Here is a 16,902-nt window from a genome sequence, read left to right as displayed (position 1 = left end):
GTGCGGTGGTGCGGGGCGCTACTCCTTGCCGTCGGCCTTTCCGGCCGCGCGGCGCAGCGCGTCCAGGTTCACCTGGGGCGCCGGCGCTTCTTCGGCGGGCTCGTCGGGCTCGTGCAGTGCGGCGTCGGCAAGCTTGGCTGCCTTCGTGCCGTAGTTGCCGCCGACGGCGAACGCGGCCACCGCCGCGATGAGGGCGACGGCCGGCGCGACCCAGACCCAGCCCTCCGCGATGAAGGCGAACGCCGCGCCGATCGCCATAGCGACGCCGGCCAGCAGGGCGAAAGGCCCGACGACGCGGTGGGCGGTGACCCACGTGCTCTCGTTCTTGCGCACCTCCGGGAGGCGGAGGCCGATGACGTTATTGCCGGGAAGCTTGCCGGCGGTGGCCATCGCGCCCGGGATGAGGAAGAGGAGCGCGCCAATGATGAACAGGATGCCAAGGACGATGTTCAGCGTGGTCATGGTTGCAAACGGGGACATAGGGATAGGATAAACCGGTCCGGCTGTGGGGCCGAATTCTTGCGGCGGCTGGGTGGGGCGTGGGGGCGTCGATAAGCGACTGCCCGCTGGCGGCCGAAAAGATTTTGCGAAAGTTCGCAATTCGGGCCGTGAATAAGGAACAATAACATTCAACGGACAGGCACAACGCCCTGTCCGTTCCCTGTACATCTTCGGGTCCGTCCACGGTCCCGTGACTGCAAAAGGTTCCAACCATGAAATCGAACGTTTTGAAGTCATTGCTGTTTTGGGTTGTCGTGGCCATCATCCTCGGCTTCCTGTGCAGCTTTGTCTTTCCCGACTGGCTGGCACGCGTTTTTGTCACGTTCAACGGCCTGTTTTCCAACTTCCTCGGATTCTTCGTCCCCGTCCTGATCTTCGCGCTGATCGCGCCCGCCATCGCGGGTCTCGGCCGCGGCGCGGGGAAGTGGCTCGGCATTACCGCCGGGGTGGCGTACAGCTCCACCATCATTTCCGGCCTGATTGCGTGGGGCACGGCCACCGTGGTCTACCCGCACCTGCTCAAGGGGTCCGAGCTGATTACCAACGTGGACGACCCGGAGGCCGGCGGGCTCAGCCCCTACTTCGAGGTGGAAATGCCGGCGCCGTTCGAGGTCATGTCGGCGCTGCTGCTCGCGTTCTTCATCGGCATCGCCATGACGCAGGTGAAATCGACCGCCATGTACGAGGTACTTGACGAGCTCAACGGCGTCATCATGAAGATTGTGAAGAGCTTCGTCGTGCCGCTGCTGCCGCTCTTCATCTTCGGGACCTTCCTCAACTTGGGGATGAACGAGAACTTCGGTTCCACCATGGCGGCGTTCGGCAGCGTCCTCGTCCTCTCCATCCTGATGACGCTGATCATCCTCATGCTGCAGTACCTGGCCGCCGGCGCGATCGCGGGCCGCAACCCCTTCGTTGCGATGAAGAATATGATGCCCGCCTACTTCACCGCGCTGGGCACGTCCTCGTCTGCCGCGACGATCCCGGTGACCTACAACTCGACGCTGAAGAACAAGGTCGACGAGGACGTCGCCGGCTTCATCGTCCCCCTCTGCGCCACGATCCACCTGTCCGGCTCGATGATGAAGATCATGCTCTACGCCCTGGCGGTCGTGTTCATGGGCGGCCTCGACGTCTCCCCCGGCCAGGTCGTCGGCTTCATCTTCCTGCTCGGCATCATGATGATCGCCGCGCCAGGCGTCCCGGGCGGCGCCATCATGGCCGCCGTCGGTCTCCTGCAGGCCAACCTCGGCTTCGACGAATCCATGGTCTCGCTGATGATCGCCGCGTACATCGTCGTCGACTCCTTCGGCACCGCCGCCAACGTCACCGGCGACGGCGCGATCGCCATGGTGATCAACAAGTTCGCCCACGGCAAGATCAAGGGGCAATCGCCTGACAACGCCACCGTGACCCCCTCCCCCGCCGCAAACTCCTAGCCGCTGGGCCGCTGGGTTGCTTTTTGGGGGGCGGGCCGTGGTCGCTACAGCGCGCTGGGGTGGGCGAACGCGGTGCGCTGGCCCTTCGTCCCCGCGACGTTTTCGGACAGCGAGGAGTTCACCCCGATAAAGCCCTTGCCGGGGATCCACGCCGGGCCGCCGGAGTCACCCGGGCGCAGGCCGCGGTGGAAGGCGTAGGTGGTGTCGCCGTTGACCTTGTCCACCGAGCCGCAGTACACCTGCTGGCTCTTCGCGCCGACGGCGCACACCTGATCGCCCGGCTGCACCTCCCAGATCGGCGCGACGCGATCGCCCGTAAACGAGTTCGCCCCGGGGACGACGCCGGGGATGAAGCGGATGCGGGCGACGTCTGCAAGCGGCCCCTTCGAGGCGAACTGCAGCGCCGCCGGGAAGAACTGCGCCAGGTAGCTGAGCGGGATGTCCAGCGCCGGCAGCAGGTGATGCGAGTTCTCGTAATAGCCAATGACCTGGTTGTTCGCGTTAAGGACGGGCTCGCCGGCGAAGCCGCAGTGCCCGGCCGTGTAGCCGACCCCCGCGCCCCGATCGACGTACCCGAGCGTGCAATCGTCCAGCCACATGCCGTGGAAGACGCTGATCAGGTCCCCCTGGTTCACCACGGTGCCCGCGGGCGCGTTGAAACCGAGCGCACCGCTCGCCGCGGATGAACCCATCGTGCTGTTCGGCGGCAGCGCCGCGGCGTTCGCAGGTGTGGTGGTCGCTCCGGTGCCCGCGCCAACGAGCGCGAGACCCGCTGCGACCAGGCTGGCTATTTTCTTCTTCATTGCACCAACTTTATCCGGTGCGCTGGAAGAACGCTCGGTTGCGTGTGTGGTTGCGGCTCCGTTCCTACAGCGCCCGCGGGTGCGCGAACGCCTCCCGGTACCCCTCGGTGCCGGCCATGTTGGTGGACCCGCCGCTGTTCACGCCGACGAACCCCTTCCCCGGGATCCACGCGGGACCGCCCGAGTCGCCCGGGATCAAACCGTGCTGGAACGCGTAGGTGGTGTCACCGTTGACCTTGTCCACCGTGCCACAGACCACGCGCTGGCTCTGCGCGCCGACGGCACAGATCCGGTCGCCGTGTCGCACCTCGCCGAGAGGCACGACCCGGTCGCCACTAAACGCGTTGCCACCCGCTACGACGCCGGGGTTGAAGCGGATGCGGGCGACGTCGGCAAGCATGCCCCGAGACACTTGCGGCATGAGCGACGGCACGACGTCCGCTGCGTACGCCAACGGGATGTTCAGGTTCATGGAGAGCCCGTTCGATGCCTCGAAATGACCGATGATCTGGTAATTCGCGTTGAGCACCGGCTCGCCGGGGAGCCCGCAATGCCCGGCCGTGTATCCAACGCCCGCGCGCGGATCGACGTAGCCGAGCGTGCAGTTGAAGTCCCACAGGAGTCGCTGCACTCGGATCCTGTCGCCTTGCTTCACCGCGGTCCCCTGTGGCGCATTCGCCCCGAGCATCGCACTGATCGTGGACGAACCCGCGGTGGCGCCCGGCGGCAACGTGGACGCATCCGCGGTTCCTGCGCTGCCGCCGACGCCAGCTCCGGCGAGCATGAGCGCTGCCGCGGCGATGCTGGCTGTGCGCTTCTTCATGACGGCCTCCCTTTTGAGGCTCATTCTATTCTTGGGTGGTGCTGCTGCGATACGTATTCGTCGTCAGGTGCGTGGTGTGGCGGGGCGCGGCCTCACTCATGTGCTCACTACTGTCACTCATGTCCTCACTCATGTCAGTGAGGCTGCTCGAAAGATTGCACATCGTGAACGGCGACAACGTTCCAATTTCGAGCCCCCTTTCTCTAAGGACCACTCCTTCCACCCCTTCTTGTCCTTGACGCATTCGCCGCAATGCTCCGACGAAGATGGCGTATCTTCTGCCGCGAAAGCAGGGGCGACGGTCATCGTCAGGGCGGTGCTGGCCGTCGAACCTTCAAGTTTCAAGATTCCCGCTACTCCCCCAGCGTCTGCCCGAGCGGCTGCGCGAGCACCAGCCGGATGACGTACACGCACAGGGCGGGCACGGCGAAGAACACAGCGGGTACGGCAACGACCAGGGGCAGGAATCGCACGAGCGATACCCCCATCCACAGCACGGCGAGGGCGCCGAGCGTGTATATGAGGTGCTTGAAGGTCATTATGATCGCGAGTGAGAAGGGGGATGCGGAGGCGTCGATAGGCGAAGGCAACGATTCGAGCGCGAAAAACCACACGGAGATCGCGGCGAGCACCATCGCGCCGGACAGCGCGAGCGCTTGGAGTGCGAAGAGCGCGGCGCCGTCGATGCCGGCCTGGAAGAGGACCCATTGCTCGTAGACGAGGACGGCGGCGGCGACGAGCAGCACCAGCCACCACAGCGTGGCGGGGCGCGCTTGTCGACGAAACTCCCTCAGGTATTGCAACGCATACCGCGAACCGAGGCCCTGGATCATGTCGCCGACGACGACGTTTGCGGCGCGGAGCGCGGCGCCGCCGGTGACGATGGGCAGGCTCGACAGGATCATGAGCATGTTGAGAATGACAATGTCCGCCATCAGCGTGAAGGCGGACATGAAACGCGAGTCCGGGTTAAACATGTTCACCCGGACCAGCGTAGTTGGTGGCGCCGGACCAGTCAGGCGCGGATGGCCGCGGATCGGCGGGGCGGCGGCTGGGGCTGACTGGCGGGGCGCGGCCGGAGGCGGCGGCTCGGTGCCGGTACTGTGCCGCGGGCGGTCTAGATGGAGCTAGCTCCGTTTGGCCCGGCCGGCCATCTAAAACACCTGGTCGCGAACCACGGCCTACTGCAAATGGAGCTAGCTCCGTTTGGCTCCCGCCACCACCCAAAACCCCTGGTCGCGCTCCGGCAGCGACCGCAAATGGAGCTAGCTCCGTTTGGACCCGACCGCGACAACCAGCCACCAACAGCAAAGGCGCCGGGACCGAAACCGATCCCGACGCCAACAACCAGCCAAACCAGCCAAGCCAGCCGAACTCGACCTACCCCTTCACTGCACCGGCGGCGACGCCTTCGACGATGTGCTTCTGCGCGGCCATGTAGAAGATGATGATCGGCAGGATCGCCAGCACGAGCATGGCCATCATGGCGCCGAGGTCGCGGTCGCCCTGGGAGCCGATGAACTGCTGGATCACGACCGGAATCGTGCGGTACGGCGTGGACAGGCCGACGACCAGGTACGGCAGGAGGTAGTCGTTCCAGATCCACATGGCGTTGAGGATTGCCACGGTGATCGCGGTCGGCTTGAGCATCGGCATGACGACGCGGAAGAAGGTGGAGACGGGCGAGCAGCCGTCGATGGTCGCTGCTTCCTCGATCTCCAGCGGGATCGACTTGATGAAGCCGGAGAACATGAACACGGACAGTCCGGCGCCGAAGCCCATGTACAGCACGACCATGCCCAGCGGGTTGGCCAGGCCGAGGCGGTCGGCGATGACCACGGTGGGGAACATGACCATCTGGAACGGGATGACCATGGAGAACACAAACAGGTAGTACAGCGCGCTGGTCCACCACGTCTTCACGCGCGTGATGTAGTACGCGGTCATGGAGGAGAAGAACACGATGGCCACGACGGACAGGATCGTGATCACGAAGGACCACACGATCGCCCAGCCGAAGCCTTCGCCTTGCACGCCGGTGATGTAGTTGCTCAGGCCCGCCCACAGCTCGCCAACCGGCAGCGCGAAGGGGTTGGTGGAGATGGCGAAGCGGTCCTTGAAGGAGTTGAGCAGGATGAACAGGATGGGCCCGAGGAACACGATGGTGAGGAAGATCAGCACCGCGTAGATCAGCGTTTTCGCCCCGCCGGAGACCTTGGCCTCGCTGGCGGCTTTTTGCTTATCGACGCCCCGCTGTCCCTTACTTACTTTCGTTGTCATTGTCCTATGCCTCCACTTCCCTGCTGCGGGTGGCGCGCAGCTGGAACATTGCGATCACAACCACGACGACGACGAAGATCACGGCCTTCGCCTGGCCGACGCCCTCGGCCCCGACGCGGTTGAACATGGTGTTGACGATGTTGAGGGCGACCATTTCGGTCTCTTGCCCGGGTGCTCCGTCGGTAAGCGCGAGGTTCTGGTCGAACAGCTTGAACGTGTTCGAGAGCGTGAGGAACAGGCAGATAGTGATGGACGGCATCATCATCGGGATGGTGACGTGCCGCAGCATCTCCCACTTGCTCACACCGTCCAGCTCGGCGGCCTCGATGAGCTCCGGCGGTACATTCTGCAGGCCGGCGATGTAGATGATCATCATGTAACCGATGAGCTGCCAGTTCATCAGGATGACCAGGCCGGCGTAACCGAACTTGCTGTCGGCGGCGATGGTGGTGTCGTAGTGGGCCAGCACCGCGTTGATCATGGACTGCCACGTGTAGCCGAGCACGATGCCGCCGATCAGGTTCGGCATGAAGAACACCGTGCGGAAGAAGTTGGTGCCCTTGAGTTTGCGGGTCAGCGTCCACGCGATGGCGAACGCGATCACGTTGACGGTGATGATGGACACGATCGCCACGGCAATGGTGAAGCCGAAGGCGTGGACGAATCCTTCGCGTTCCTCGAAGACGCGGCCGTAGTTCTCCAGGCCGACCCAGTGGGCGTCGGTAATCGTGGTGAATTTGGTAAACGAGAGGAAGAAGCCGATCACAAACGGGACCAGGAACGCGATGGCGAAGGCCAGCAGGGTCGGCAGGACGAAGACGGGGAAATACTTTTTCAGTGATGCTTGCATGGTGGTGTGCTCCTCTCCCTAGTCCAGCAGGGCAATCTGGTTGGCCATCTCGTACTCCCAGTCCTCTTTGAGCTTGGCTACCACGTCGTCCCAGCTCATGTTGCCAATCGCGTACTGGGCCAGGTTCTGGCCGTACAGGTCACGGAACTGCTGGTTGGGGCTGAACTGGAAGTCCCACGGGATGGTCTCGGAGTCCTCGTCCGTCAGCGCCGCCTGCACCTGGTGCGCCAGCGGATCGTCCGGCACGTCTTCGGGGCCGTAGTTCTTAAACGGGGCGATGAATGAGAGGTCGTTGACCACGTGCTGCTTGCCCTGGTCAGAGAGGAACAGCCAGTTGAGGAAGTCGCGCGTGGCCTGCTGGTCTTCCTCGCTGGCCTTGTTGTTCACGGCCATGTAGGCCTCCGTACCAATGTTCAGGCCCACGTTCTCCTCGTTGGGCAGGCCCATGTAGATGGGCATGAACTTGATCTTGTCTTCTTTGACAGCGGTCGAGCCTTCGCCGCCGATCTGGCTCCAGGCCCAGCTGCCGTTTTGCACCATGGCGGCCTTCCCGGTGGCGAATTCCGCCATGGAGTCGCTGGTGGAGCGCGACGCGGCCAGCGCGGGCTTGGTGGTCGAGTTGTTCAGGTACAGGTCCAGCATCTGCCTGTACTGGTCGCCGTAGATGAAGTCGATGGTGGGCATCTCGGTGAATTCGGTGATGCCGCGGTCCTGGATCTCGTAGTGGTACGGGCCGTTCATCAGGTGGTTGGTCCAGCGCCACTCCTCGCCGGCGATGAGGCTGGTCACCGCGAACGCGCCGTCGATACCCAGCTCCTCCTTCTTGGCCTGCATGTCCTCGGCGACCGCCTTGAGCGCGCCGAAGTTGTTCACCTCGTCCATGGAGGCCACGGCGGGGTTGGGCAGGGCGAAGTACCGGTCGAAGATCTCCTCGTTGTAGAGGATGCCGAACCCTTCCAGGGCGTAGGGGACGGCGCGGACGGCGCCGTCTTTGTCGGTGATCGGCTGCGCGTCGTCGTTAAGCTCTTGCACGACCTCGTAATCGGAGAGGTCGGCCAGGTAGTCCTTCCAAATGCCGTAGCCCTCCTGGCCGTTGACCTGGAACAGGGTCGGCGCGTTGCTCTTCGCCATCTCGGCCTTGAGCGTTTGCATGTAGGAGCCGGAGGCGGCGGTGACCACCTTGACCGGAATGCCAGTTTCCTCCGTATACTCCGCGGCGATCGTCTTGAATTGCTCGGCCTGCTCGGGCTTGAAGTTGAGGTAGTACACACTCGGCCCGTTGTCAGTTCCGCACGCAACCAAGCTTATCGACGCCACCATCACCGTCGCCACGGTCGCCAGCACTCGGCGAGCCGCGCGGGTTGTCGTACTCATCGGCGGTCCTTCGCTTTTAGGTTGTTCTTTACCCTCTCAAGGTTAGGACTACCTGGCAGGACCAACAATGCCTTCCATGCATAACACCTATACGGTGGTCTTAGCTGGTACTATCATCCTCACCCTCCGCGGGTTGGGGGTGATCCGGGGGTAAACTTAAACGTTGCCTGTAGACCATCGCCTCGTCCCGGTGCCCCGGAAGGACCCCCTGGAAGTAGGACTCCGCGGCCTGCATGAGCGGGACGAACCGGTGCTCGTTCTGGCTGAGGAACCAGCGGTGGTCCAGGATCTCGTGGAAGATCTGCGCGGGCTCCAGCTTCTCCCGCAACGGCTCGGGCGTGAGCGCCACCACCGGTTCGTACTCGCGCACCATCCATCGGTGCGCCACCGCCTCCAGCGGCAGCTTCCCGCCGTAGCGCACGGCGCGGTACACCTCCATCTCCCCCAGCAGCCGCTGCGCCTGCCGGTCCTGCACGTGCAGGCCGGTCAGCTGCAGGAGCTTCTTCTGGTAGAAGCCGGTGGAGAACACGGCCGGCTCGATGATGATGCGATAGCGGTTGCCCTCGTTCTCAATCTCCATTTCGCCCACGTCGAAGCCGAGCTCGTTGACGGCGGCGACGCGCTTCGCAATCGCGTCGAACGCGTCGCCCTCCACCACGAGCTCGCCGGTGACCAGGTCCCACAGCTCCAGGTAGACGGCCTCGATGGCGTTGCCGAGTGCGATCACGTCTGCCTCCGGGTCGATCAGCTCTGCGGCCTGGAGGTCCATGAGCTCGCCGATGATGTTGACGCGGGCCACGTCGACGTCGTAAAGCCTGCGGCCCTTTGAGAGCGGCTCGTGGAACTCTCCGGTCTCCGCGTCGACCAGGTAGGCCGAAAACTGGTCGGCGTCGCGGCGAAACAGCGTGTTGGACAGTGAAACATCGCCCCAGTAGAAGCCGAGCAGGTGCAGGCGCACCAGCAGCACCGCCAGGGCGCGGACCAGTTTGGACACCACCTCTGCCGCCGGCGTGCGCGAGAAGACGTCACGGTACGGCAGCGAGAAGCGGAGGTGCTGCGTGACCAGGCAGGGGGTCAGCTCCTCGCCGACGGCGTCCCGGCGGTGGCTGATCACCGCGACCGGCACGACGCACGGCGCGCCGAGTTCTTGCAGGCGGCGCAGGTTTCTGTACTCGTGGTAGGCCACGCGCTCGCCAATCTCCTTGACCGCGAAGGTCAGCCCGTCCGCCTCGATGAGGCGCACCGTGTGGCGCGAGATGCCACGCGGCAGGGCAGCGAGAAGGTCCGTGCTCCACCCTTCAAGCGGGGTGGACCACGGCATCTTCAGCAGTGTGGGCGCGAAGGTTGGCGAGAGAACGCTGAGTTTCTCTTGCACGCGTGGGCCTTAAATGCGCTGGCCGGTGGCCTTGGAGAAGGCGTGCAGGCCGCCCTCCGCAATCTGCGCGTGGACCACGTCGCCCTCGCGCACGCCGGACAGCGGTGCCGTGCGCACCACGATCTGGCCCGAAGTTTCCTCCTGCAGGCCCTCTTCCTTCCAGCCGCCGCCGGCGAGGTGGCCGTAGAGGAAGGAGTCGGAGCCCAGCTCCTCCACAAAGTCGATCTCTACCGGGATGGAGTGCTCCGCGTTCTCCACCAGCGTCAGCGCCTCGGGGCGGAAGCCCAGGATGATCTGGCCGCCGTCCGCCTCGGTGACGGCGGAGCTGACCTCCTGCGGCAGCGGGATGGACGCCTGGCCCAGGCGCGCGACGCCCTGCGCGTCCACATCAAAGGTGGACAGGTTCATCGCCGGGGAGCCGATGAAGCCGGCCACGAACACGTTGTTCGGGTGATCGTACAGCTCGCGCGGGGTTCCCACCTGCTGCAGTACGCCGAAGTTCAGTACCGCGATCCGGTCGCCCATGGTGAGGGCCTCGGTCTGGTCGTGGGTCACGTACAGGGTGGTGACCTTCATGCGGCGCTGCAGGTTGGCAATCTGCGTACGGGTCTGCACGCGCAGCTTCGCGTCCAGGTTGGACAGCGGCTCATCCATGAGGAACACCTGCGGCTCGCGCACGATAGCGCGGCCCATGGCCACGCGCTGGCGCTGGCCGCCTGAGAGCGCCTTCGGCTTGCGGTCCAGGTACTGGGTGAGGTCCAGCGTCTTCGCCGCCTCTTCCACGCGGCGGTTGATCTCGTCCTTGTCCTGACCGGCGATCTTCAGCGCAAAGCCCATGTTCTCGCGCACGGTCATGTGCGGGTACAGCGCGTAGTTCTGGAACACCATCGCAATGTCGCGCTCCTTCGGGCTGACGTTGGTGACGTCGCGGTCCCCGATCAGGATGCGCCCGTCGTTCGTGTCCTCCAGCCCGGCGAGCATGCGCAGGGCGGTCGACTTGCCCGAGCCGGACGGGCCGACAAGAACGAGGAACTCGCCGTCGGCGATCTCCAGGTCGAGCTTGTCCACGCTGGGTTTGTCCGCGCCAGGGTAGATGCGGGTTGCCTTGTCATAGGTCACTGAAGCCATGGTGTCCTCCATCGGCAGGTACGTGCCGAACGATCCGTAGTGGGGAAAATTGGTCGCCCACAAGGTTACCCCCGAAACGGGCGGGGGTGGGCATGGTTACCCGCGCGGGTGTGGGATCAGCTGGCTTCTTGCGCGCAGGGGGTTAGTCGATGGGGTAGCCGGTGACCGGGCCTTGCGCGTTCGGCTGCCAGCCGAGCGCTGGGGCGACGTGGGTGGCAAAGTTCTGCAGAATCTTCACGTTCACGTCCACCCCCATCCCGGTGGGGATGGTGAGCAGCAGGGTGTCGGCAGCCATGACGGCCGGGTCGGCCTTGAGCTGCTCGATGAGCGTGTCTGGTTCCGCCGCGTAGGTGCGGCCGAAGGTTGTCGTGCCCACGTCCGGCAGCGCGCCCACCTGGTCGGTGCCGGAGGCCTGCATGCCGAACCGCTGCATGTCCGCGCCATCGACGATGGGGAAGATCGAGCGGGAGACGGACACGCGGGGTGTCCAGTCGTGGCCCGCTTCCTTCCACGAGGCGCGGTAGCGGCTGACCTGGTCGGCCTGGATTTCTCCCAGGGTGTGGGCGGTGGTCTCTGAAACCAGGGTGGAAGACATGAGGTTCAGCCCGTCCTTCGCGGTCTGCTCCGCGGACGTATGCGTGCCCGAGCCGTAGAAGATGTGCTTGCGCAGCTCCGGCGCCGTGGGGAAGACGGGCAGGGCGGAGCCGGGCTGGAACATGTTGGGGTACTGCTTGTCCAGCGGTGCGGCGGTGGCGAAGCCCTTGCCGTCCACCGCAGCCATGAACGCCTCGAGGTGGCGGCGCGCCACATCCGCGCCGTTTGGTGCGTCGCCTTTGTAACCGAATGTTTCCCAGCCGCGCTCGGCGACTTCGGGGGCGCCGCGGGAGACGCCGAGGGCCACGCGCCCACCGGAGAGCTGGTACAGGGAAGCGGCCTCTTCGGCGAGGTAGAGCGGGTTTTCGTAGCGCATGTCAATCACGCCCGTGCCCACCTCGATGCGCTTGGTGGTGGCCGCGACGGCCCCGAGCAGCGGCATCGGCGCCGAGGCCTGCGGTACGAAGTGGTGCACGCGGAAGGAGGCGTTGTTCACCCCGATGTCGTCCGCCGCCTGGGCGACCTCCAGGTGAATCTGCGCGATCTTCTCTGCGGATGGGCCGCGCTGGCCGCCGAAGGCGTAGTGCCCGAAGCTTAGGAAGCCGAATGCTTTCATGGTTCACACTCCTCCGTGGTGACGTATCAACAAAACATGATAGCGGTCCGTCCCCGCCTGTGCTCATGTCCGTGCCCCAACGGCTCGCTATGCTTTGGTCTATGGCTACGAACCCCCACGCACGTAACACTCCCGAGAACATCGTGCCCGCGAAGGGCTCCGGCCTGAAGGACTGGGCGGTCGTGCTCGGTGCGACGGCGCTGCTCGCGGTGGGTGGCGGCGTGGCCAGTTTCGCCACGGCCGACGTCCCCGACGCTGCCGAGTTCGCCGTGTCTACCCAAACCGACGCTGCGAACCTGGTGATCTCGGACCCGCAGGACATCGTGAGTGCTGACGACGAGGCCCAGATGCAGCGCGACGCGGAGCGCCTCCCCCACCCCGACACGGTGCAGACGGTCCACTACATCTACCTCTCCGAGGGCCGCGACAACGTCAACGATTCGGTGGAGAACTTCCTGCGCGACAACTTCCCGGACGAGATTGGCAACGACACCTTCGCCGACGGCGTACTCATACTCGGCGCGGACATGGAGTCGCGCAACCACTTCGTCTTCGCAGGCGGGGACGTCGCCGACCAGCTGAAGCTGCGCAAAGGCCAGCGCCTGGAATCGGTGCTGGAGGAGATGAAGCCGGGGCTGCGCGACAACAACCTGCCCGCGGCCGTGTTCGCCGGCGCGAACCTGGCCATGGACGGGGACAAGGCCGAGCAGTGGGGCGTTAATGATGCGGAAGGCGGCCGCGTCGGCCGGACGGTGGCGGGAGCCGGCATCCCGGCGGGCGCGAGCCTGCTGGGCGGGACGATCGTGGCGGAGCGGAGGCGGAAGCGTCGAAAAGCGATCAACCAGGCGCGGGAAGACCACGCGCTGCTGGCGACTGAATACACGGGTCTGAGCCAGCGGCTGGACGAGCTGGACGTCCGAGCGAACTCGGTGTCCTCGGCCTTTGCCAACGCCGAGATGCGCGACGAGTGGGTCGAGGTGCGCGACCGCTTCCTCGCGCTGCACGACGTGACGCAGCGCAACAGCGTGGCCACCGACGAGCAGGCCTACGACAGCGCGAAGAACCTGCGCGAGGCGGCGCAGACCTTCGAGGACGCCGGCCACGCCGAGGACAACATCAACCGGCTCTTCGAGGTGGAGCGCGGCGACGGACCGGCCCGCCGCAACCTGCTCACGGACATCCGCGAGGACATCGTCCGCGCCCGCTACGAGGTCAAGGACGAGACGCTGCGCGGCGACCTTGCCCGGCTGCAGGAGCGCGTCGACGCCCTCGACGCCGCCCCGGAGACGCCCGACTTCCTCGACCGCTTCGTCCGCCTGCTCAGCGATTACCGCTTGCTTCTCGACGAAGTCAAGCGCCGCGAGTTCAGCGACGTGAAGGAATACAAGGAGCTCGAGCGCCCGACGCTGACGGACCCGGGCTACGTCTACTCCGGCTACGTGCCGTACGTGGCGATGTCCTCGTGGCACCACGACAACGTGCAGGCGGCGCAGGACGCGGAGTCGAGCAGCTCCGGCGGCGGGGTCAACACAGGCTTCAGTTCCGGGTTCTCCGGAGCGGGCGGGTCGAGCTCGTTCTAGGGTCGGCGAAGTTGTGGTCGGGGCCACAACTCGGCGGTGTATGGCAAACGTCGGGAAACGGAAAGTTTACCTTTACATGAATTCTCGCTTTTAGTATCGACAGCGTTACATAAGAGGCGCATACTTTCTTCCCGTGAGTATTACGATCCTGCTTGTCCTCATCATCGTCGTTGCTCTGTTCTTCGACTTCACTAACGGCTTCCACGACACTGCAAACGCGATGGCAACGTCCATCGCCACCGGCGCGCTGACACCCAAGGTGGCTGTCGCACTCGCCGGTATCCTCAACCTCGTCGGCGCGTTCCTCTCGGTCGCGGTGGCGAAGACGGTTGCGGGCGGCATCGTGGAGCTCGACGTGTTCGACCTGAGCAACCCAATTGACTCTGAAAGGCTCCTCCTTGTCGTCTTCGCCGGTCTCGGCGGCGGCATCATGTGGAACCTGTTCACCTGGCTCTTCGGCATCCCGTCCTCCTCCTCGCACGCCCTGTTCGGCGGCCTGATCGGCGCGGCCATCGCCGCCATCGGCTTCGACGGCGTCGTCTGGGTCGGTGTGCTGAACAAGATCATCATCCCGGCGCTCGCCGCGCCGTTCGTCGCTGGCCTGGTTGCCCTGATTGGTACCTGGCTGGTCTACCGCATTACCAACCACTCCGAGAAGGAGCACCGCGACCGCTACTTCCGCTGGGGCCAGATCGGCTCCGCCTCCCTGGTCGCGCTCGCGCACGGTACCTCCGACGCGCAGAAGACCATGGGCGTGATCTTCCTCGCCATGGTCGCCGCCGGCCAGTTCGACTCCGACCACCCGATGCCGTTCTGGATTCAGCTGGCGTGTGCGCTGGCCATCGCGATCGGCACCTACTCCGGCGGCTTCCGCGTCATCCGCACCCTGGGCAAGGGCCTCGTTGAGATCCACCCGCCGCAGGGCATGGCCGCTGAGACCTCCTCCGCCGCCATCATCCTCACCTCCTCCCACCTGGGCATGGCGCTGTCCACCACCCACGTGGCCACCGGCTCCATCATGGGCTCCGGCCTGACCGGCCCGAAGGGCGAGGTCCGCTGGTCCGTCGCCGGCCGCATGGCCCTGGCCTGGATCACCACCCTGCCGGTCGCGGCGTTCGTCTCCTTTGTCATCTGGTGGATCGGCAACGGCGCCGCTTCCGCGGGCAGCGACCTGGTGTGGGGCGGCGTCGCCATCGCCCTCATCATTGCCCTGGGCGGCGGCTACATGTTCTACCGCGCCTCCAAGGCTCCGGTGCACAAGGACAACGTCAACGAGGACTGGGACGAGGACGGCGGCGCCCTCGGCACCTCCGCTGACTCGGCTGACAAGAAGGTCTACGGCGAGCCGGCGGACTTCGTCGACACCAGCGCTGGCCTGGCGGGCGCAACCGCAACCCGCACCGCTGTCAACAACAAGCACCGCAAGTAAGCGCGACCAGAAAGGATTATCACCATGGAACTCATCAAATCCCTCTTCCTGGTCACCGCAGTTGGCATCCTGCTCGGTGCCGGCCTGCCGACCCTCTTCTCCCTGAGCATCCACTTCCTCTCCCCCACCGACGACGGCACCCCGGTGTCCGGCGGCAAGAAGGCTATCGCCTGGTTCTTCATGGCGCTGGTGCTCATCGCCGTGGTGGCGGCGCTCCTGCTCATCGCCCGCGAGCGCATTGAATACATCACGGGCTGGGACCCCTACCCGTTCCTCTAACGCTCCCTCCCACGCGCTGGGCGAAACCGCGCCGGGCCTTTTTGGTCCGGCGCTTTTTCGTGTCTACGCTGCGGGGTTATCGGTTATGGTGGGTGCGCGTAGATGGTGGGTGTTGACAAACCATTTACCGGAACCTAGTGTTTCTCAAATATGAACGGAAGGTAAACACGCCTTCCGCTAAGAGGAAAGGAGGTGAACCCGTATGAAGTTCCTGAAACGCTTCCGCGCGTGGTTCCGTGACGAGGAGCGGGGCATCCCCCCGCACACCGAAGTCTCCCCCATCGACGTCCTGGCACCCGTGCGCACGGACGCCTAACGGCCGATTCATATCGGGGGAAGAGAAAGCCGCCGGTCCAGCGCAGTGCTGGTCCCGGCGGCTTTCGTCGTGCTCGGCGCTAGAGCGCGGCGCTACGGTCCGGTGCTAGAGCTCGACGACCGTGCGGCCGCTGTGCTCGCCGGCGAGGACGCGGCGGCCCATCTCGGCGACGTCGTCCAGCCCGATCGTCTCGGTGCGGATCGTGGCGAGGTCGAGGGATTCGTCGAGGAGCTGCCACGCGGCGTCGCGAAGCGCATTCGGCGTATCCACCGAGTTGATGCCCACGAGCTGCACGCCGCGCAGGATGAACGGCAGCACGCTGGCGGGCAGGTCGTTGCCGGCGGCCATGCCGCACGCGGTGGCCACGCCGCCCCAGCGCAGCTGCGCGAGCGCGTTGGCCAGGATCGTCGAGCCGACCGTGTCCACCACGCCGCCGAGGCGCGCCTTCTGCAGCGGCTTGCCCGCGTCGGCGAACTCGGCGCGGTCCAGCACCTCGTTCGCGCCTAACTCGCGCAGCCAGTCGCCATGCTTATCGACGCGCCCGGTCAACGCCCACACCTCGTGGCCCCGAGCGGCCAGCAGCTGCACCGCGATGGAGCCGACGCCGCCGGTTGCGCCCGTGACCAGCACCGGGCCCTCGGCGGTGTCCTCGTACAGGGCCCGCTCGAACCCCGCCACCGACAGCGCCGCCGTGTAGCCGGCGGTGCCGATCGCGGCCGCGTCCGCCGCGCTGAAGCGCTCCGGCACGCGGATCACGTGGGTGGAGTCGATGCGCAGCTGCGGCGTGTACCCGCCGTGGCGGCGCTCGCCGATGCCGCGGCCGTTGACGGTGACCAGCGTGCCGTCATCAAGCGTGCCCACTGCGTCAATGCCCGGCACGGTGGGCAGGTGGCGCAGGACGCCGCGGTTGCCGCTCAGTGCCATCGCGTCCTTGTAGTTGATGGACGAGTGGCTGACGTGAATCAGCGTGTCGCCCTCGCCCGCGAACTCGTCGCGCGTCTCGACGATCTCCGGTCCTTGCTCTGTAACAATCAGCGTGCGTGTCATGCGGGCAAGTATACGGAGGTTTGACGCCTCGCCGCCTAAGTTGATGGGAGCGCGCAGATAGTGGGTGTTGACAAACGATTCCCGGTAACTTAAAGTTACCCCCGCATGAACGGAAGGTTAACAACCTTTCGCTGACACGGAAGGAGGTGAGCTTGTGAAGGCTCTCATTGACGGACTGCACAAGTGGTTCCGCTCGGAAGATCGTGGCATTGCCACGCTTTTCGACGCCACCCCCATCGCCGTCCTCCCGCGCGCCTAGGTTGCGCGGCGTTCGCGTCGGCGCTTGCGCTGGTGCGAATCCGGCCGCGAAAACCGGCCCCGCGGGCACGGCGATCGTGCAGAATGTAACTACGTAAGTGCGGCGGGCCCGCCCTGGAACGGAAGCCAGGGCGGGCCCGCTTTCGCGTGCGCGGGTTGCTGCCGGTGCTGCGTTTCGCCGCTCCCAACCGCCCCAAAACGGCCCCGACC

At 65.4% G+C, this 16,902-nt stretch carries 15 protein-coding genes; 4 read left to right on the top strand and 11 right to left on the bottom strand.

The features are described 5' to 3' along the window. Nucleotides 1-18: 18 nt before the first annotated feature. Nucleotides 19-480, bottom strand: a complete 462-nt coding sequence (locus FPH17_RS10365; RefSeq protein ID WP_238397034.1) for an SdpI family protein — start codon at nucleotides 478-480, stop codon at nucleotides 19-21. Between the two features lie 233 nt (nucleotides 481-713). Here FPH17_RS10365 and FPH17_RS10360 point away from each other — a divergent pair, with 233 nt between their 5' ends. Beyond that, entirely contained in the window at nucleotides 714-1,940 is a 1,227-nt protein-coding gene (locus tag FPH17_RS10360; RefSeq protein ID WP_154880386.1) for a dicarboxylate/amino acid:cation symporter, read from the top strand. Between the two features lie 44 nt (nucleotides 1,941-1,984). Here the strand turns inward: FPH17_RS10360 and FPH17_RS10355 are convergent, their stop codons facing one another. The 9 genes from FPH17_RS10355 to FPH17_RS10315 all read right to left on the bottom strand — a co-directional run bounded on the left by FPH17_RS10355 (nucleotide 1,985) and on the right by FPH17_RS10315 (nucleotide 11,783). After that, entirely contained in the window at nucleotides 1,985-2,743 is a 759-nt protein-coding gene (locus tag FPH17_RS10355; RefSeq protein WP_154880384.1) for a chymotrypsin family serine protease, read from the bottom strand. A gap of 64 nt (nucleotides 2,744-2,807) precedes the next feature. Beyond that, complete coding sequence (locus FPH17_RS10350) at nucleotides 2,808-3,566, bottom strand: chymotrypsin family serine protease (protein WP_154880382.1); 759 nt, start codon at nucleotides 3,564-3,566, stop codon at nucleotides 2,808-2,810. A 353-nt stretch (nucleotides 3,567-3,919) separates the two neighbouring features. After that, the gene (locus FPH17_RS10345; protein ID WP_414437242.1) at nucleotides 3,920-4,543 is read right to left on the bottom strand and encodes a MusI family membrane protein; all 624 of its coding nucleotides are present in this window, start codon (nucleotides 4,541-4,543) and stop codon (nucleotides 3,920-3,922) included. A 403-nt stretch (nucleotides 4,544-4,946) separates the two neighbouring features. Beyond that, on the bottom strand, nucleotides 4,947-5,846 hold the full coding sequence (locus FPH17_RS10340; RefSeq protein WP_095548014.1) for a carbohydrate ABC transporter permease: 900 nt from the start codon (nucleotides 5,844-5,846) through the stop codon (nucleotides 4,947-4,949). Nucleotides 5,847-5,850: 4 nt separating this feature from the next. Continuing rightward, complete coding sequence (locus tag FPH17_RS10335; RefSeq protein ID WP_095278628.1) at nucleotides 5,851-6,696, bottom strand: carbohydrate ABC transporter permease; 846 nt, start codon at nucleotides 6,694-6,696, stop codon at nucleotides 5,851-5,853. Nucleotides 6,697-6,714: 18 nt separating this feature from the next. Further along, nucleotides 6,715-8,070, bottom strand: a complete 1,356-nt coding sequence (locus tag FPH17_RS10330; RefSeq protein ID WP_154880378.1) for an ABC transporter substrate-binding protein — start codon at nucleotides 8,068-8,070, stop codon at nucleotides 6,715-6,717. Between the two features lie 100 nt (nucleotides 8,071-8,170). Then, the gene (locus FPH17_RS10325) at nucleotides 8,171-9,445 is read right to left on the bottom strand and encodes a DUF4032 domain-containing protein (RefSeq protein WP_154880376.1); all 1,275 of its coding nucleotides are present in this window, start codon (nucleotides 9,443-9,445) and stop codon (nucleotides 8,171-8,173) included. A 9-nt stretch (nucleotides 9,446-9,454) separates the two neighbouring features. Then, complete coding sequence (locus FPH17_RS10320) at nucleotides 9,455-10,573, bottom strand: ABC transporter ATP-binding protein (protein WP_154880374.1); 1,119 nt, start codon at nucleotides 10,571-10,573, stop codon at nucleotides 9,455-9,457. Nucleotides 10,574-10,715: 142 nt separating this feature from the next. Continuing rightward, nucleotides 10,716-11,783 carry an LLM class flavin-dependent oxidoreductase gene (locus tag FPH17_RS10315; RefSeq protein WP_154880372.1) on the bottom strand — a complete coding sequence of 356 codons (1,068 nt, stop codon included), beginning with the start codon at nucleotides 11,781-11,783 and terminating at the stop codon, nucleotides 10,716-10,718. Between the two features lie 101 nt (nucleotides 11,784-11,884). On the opposite strand from FPH17_RS10315, the gene FPH17_RS10310 reads away from it, so the two are divergent. From FPH17_RS10310 to FPH17_RS10300, 3 genes are all read left to right on the top strand, one after another. Beyond that, a complete protein-coding gene (locus FPH17_RS10310) occupies nucleotides 11,885-13,363 on the top strand; it encodes a DUF5129 domain-containing protein (protein WP_238397033.1) in 1,479 nt (492 codons plus the stop codon). A 133-nt stretch (nucleotides 13,364-13,496) separates the two neighbouring features. After that, nucleotides 13,497-14,792, top strand: a complete 1,296-nt coding sequence (locus FPH17_RS10305) for an inorganic phosphate transporter (RefSeq protein WP_154880370.1) — start codon at nucleotides 13,497-13,499, stop codon at nucleotides 14,790-14,792. Between the two features lie 24 nt (nucleotides 14,793-14,816). Next, nucleotides 14,817-15,071 (top strand): hypothetical protein, encoded by a 255-nt coding sequence (locus FPH17_RS10300; RefSeq protein ID WP_154880369.1) that lies wholly within the window; start codon nucleotides 14,817-14,819, stop codon nucleotides 15,069-15,071. Nucleotides 15,072-15,492: 421 nt separating this feature from the next. Here FPH17_RS10300 and FPH17_RS10295 read toward each other — a convergent pair whose 3' ends face one another. Beyond that, a complete protein-coding gene (locus FPH17_RS10295) occupies nucleotides 15,493-16,434 on the bottom strand; it encodes an acrylyl-CoA reductase family protein (protein ID WP_154880367.1) in 942 nt (313 codons plus the stop codon). Between the last annotated feature and the right edge of the window lie 468 nt (nucleotides 16,435-16,902).

Origin of the sequence: Corynebacterium gottingense, from assembly GCF_007559235.1 — a bacterium.
Lineage (GTDB): Bacteria > Actinomycetota > Actinomycetes > Mycobacteriales > Mycobacteriaceae > Corynebacterium > Corynebacterium gottingense.
This window is presented reverse-complemented; position numbering and strand designations above follow the sequence as displayed.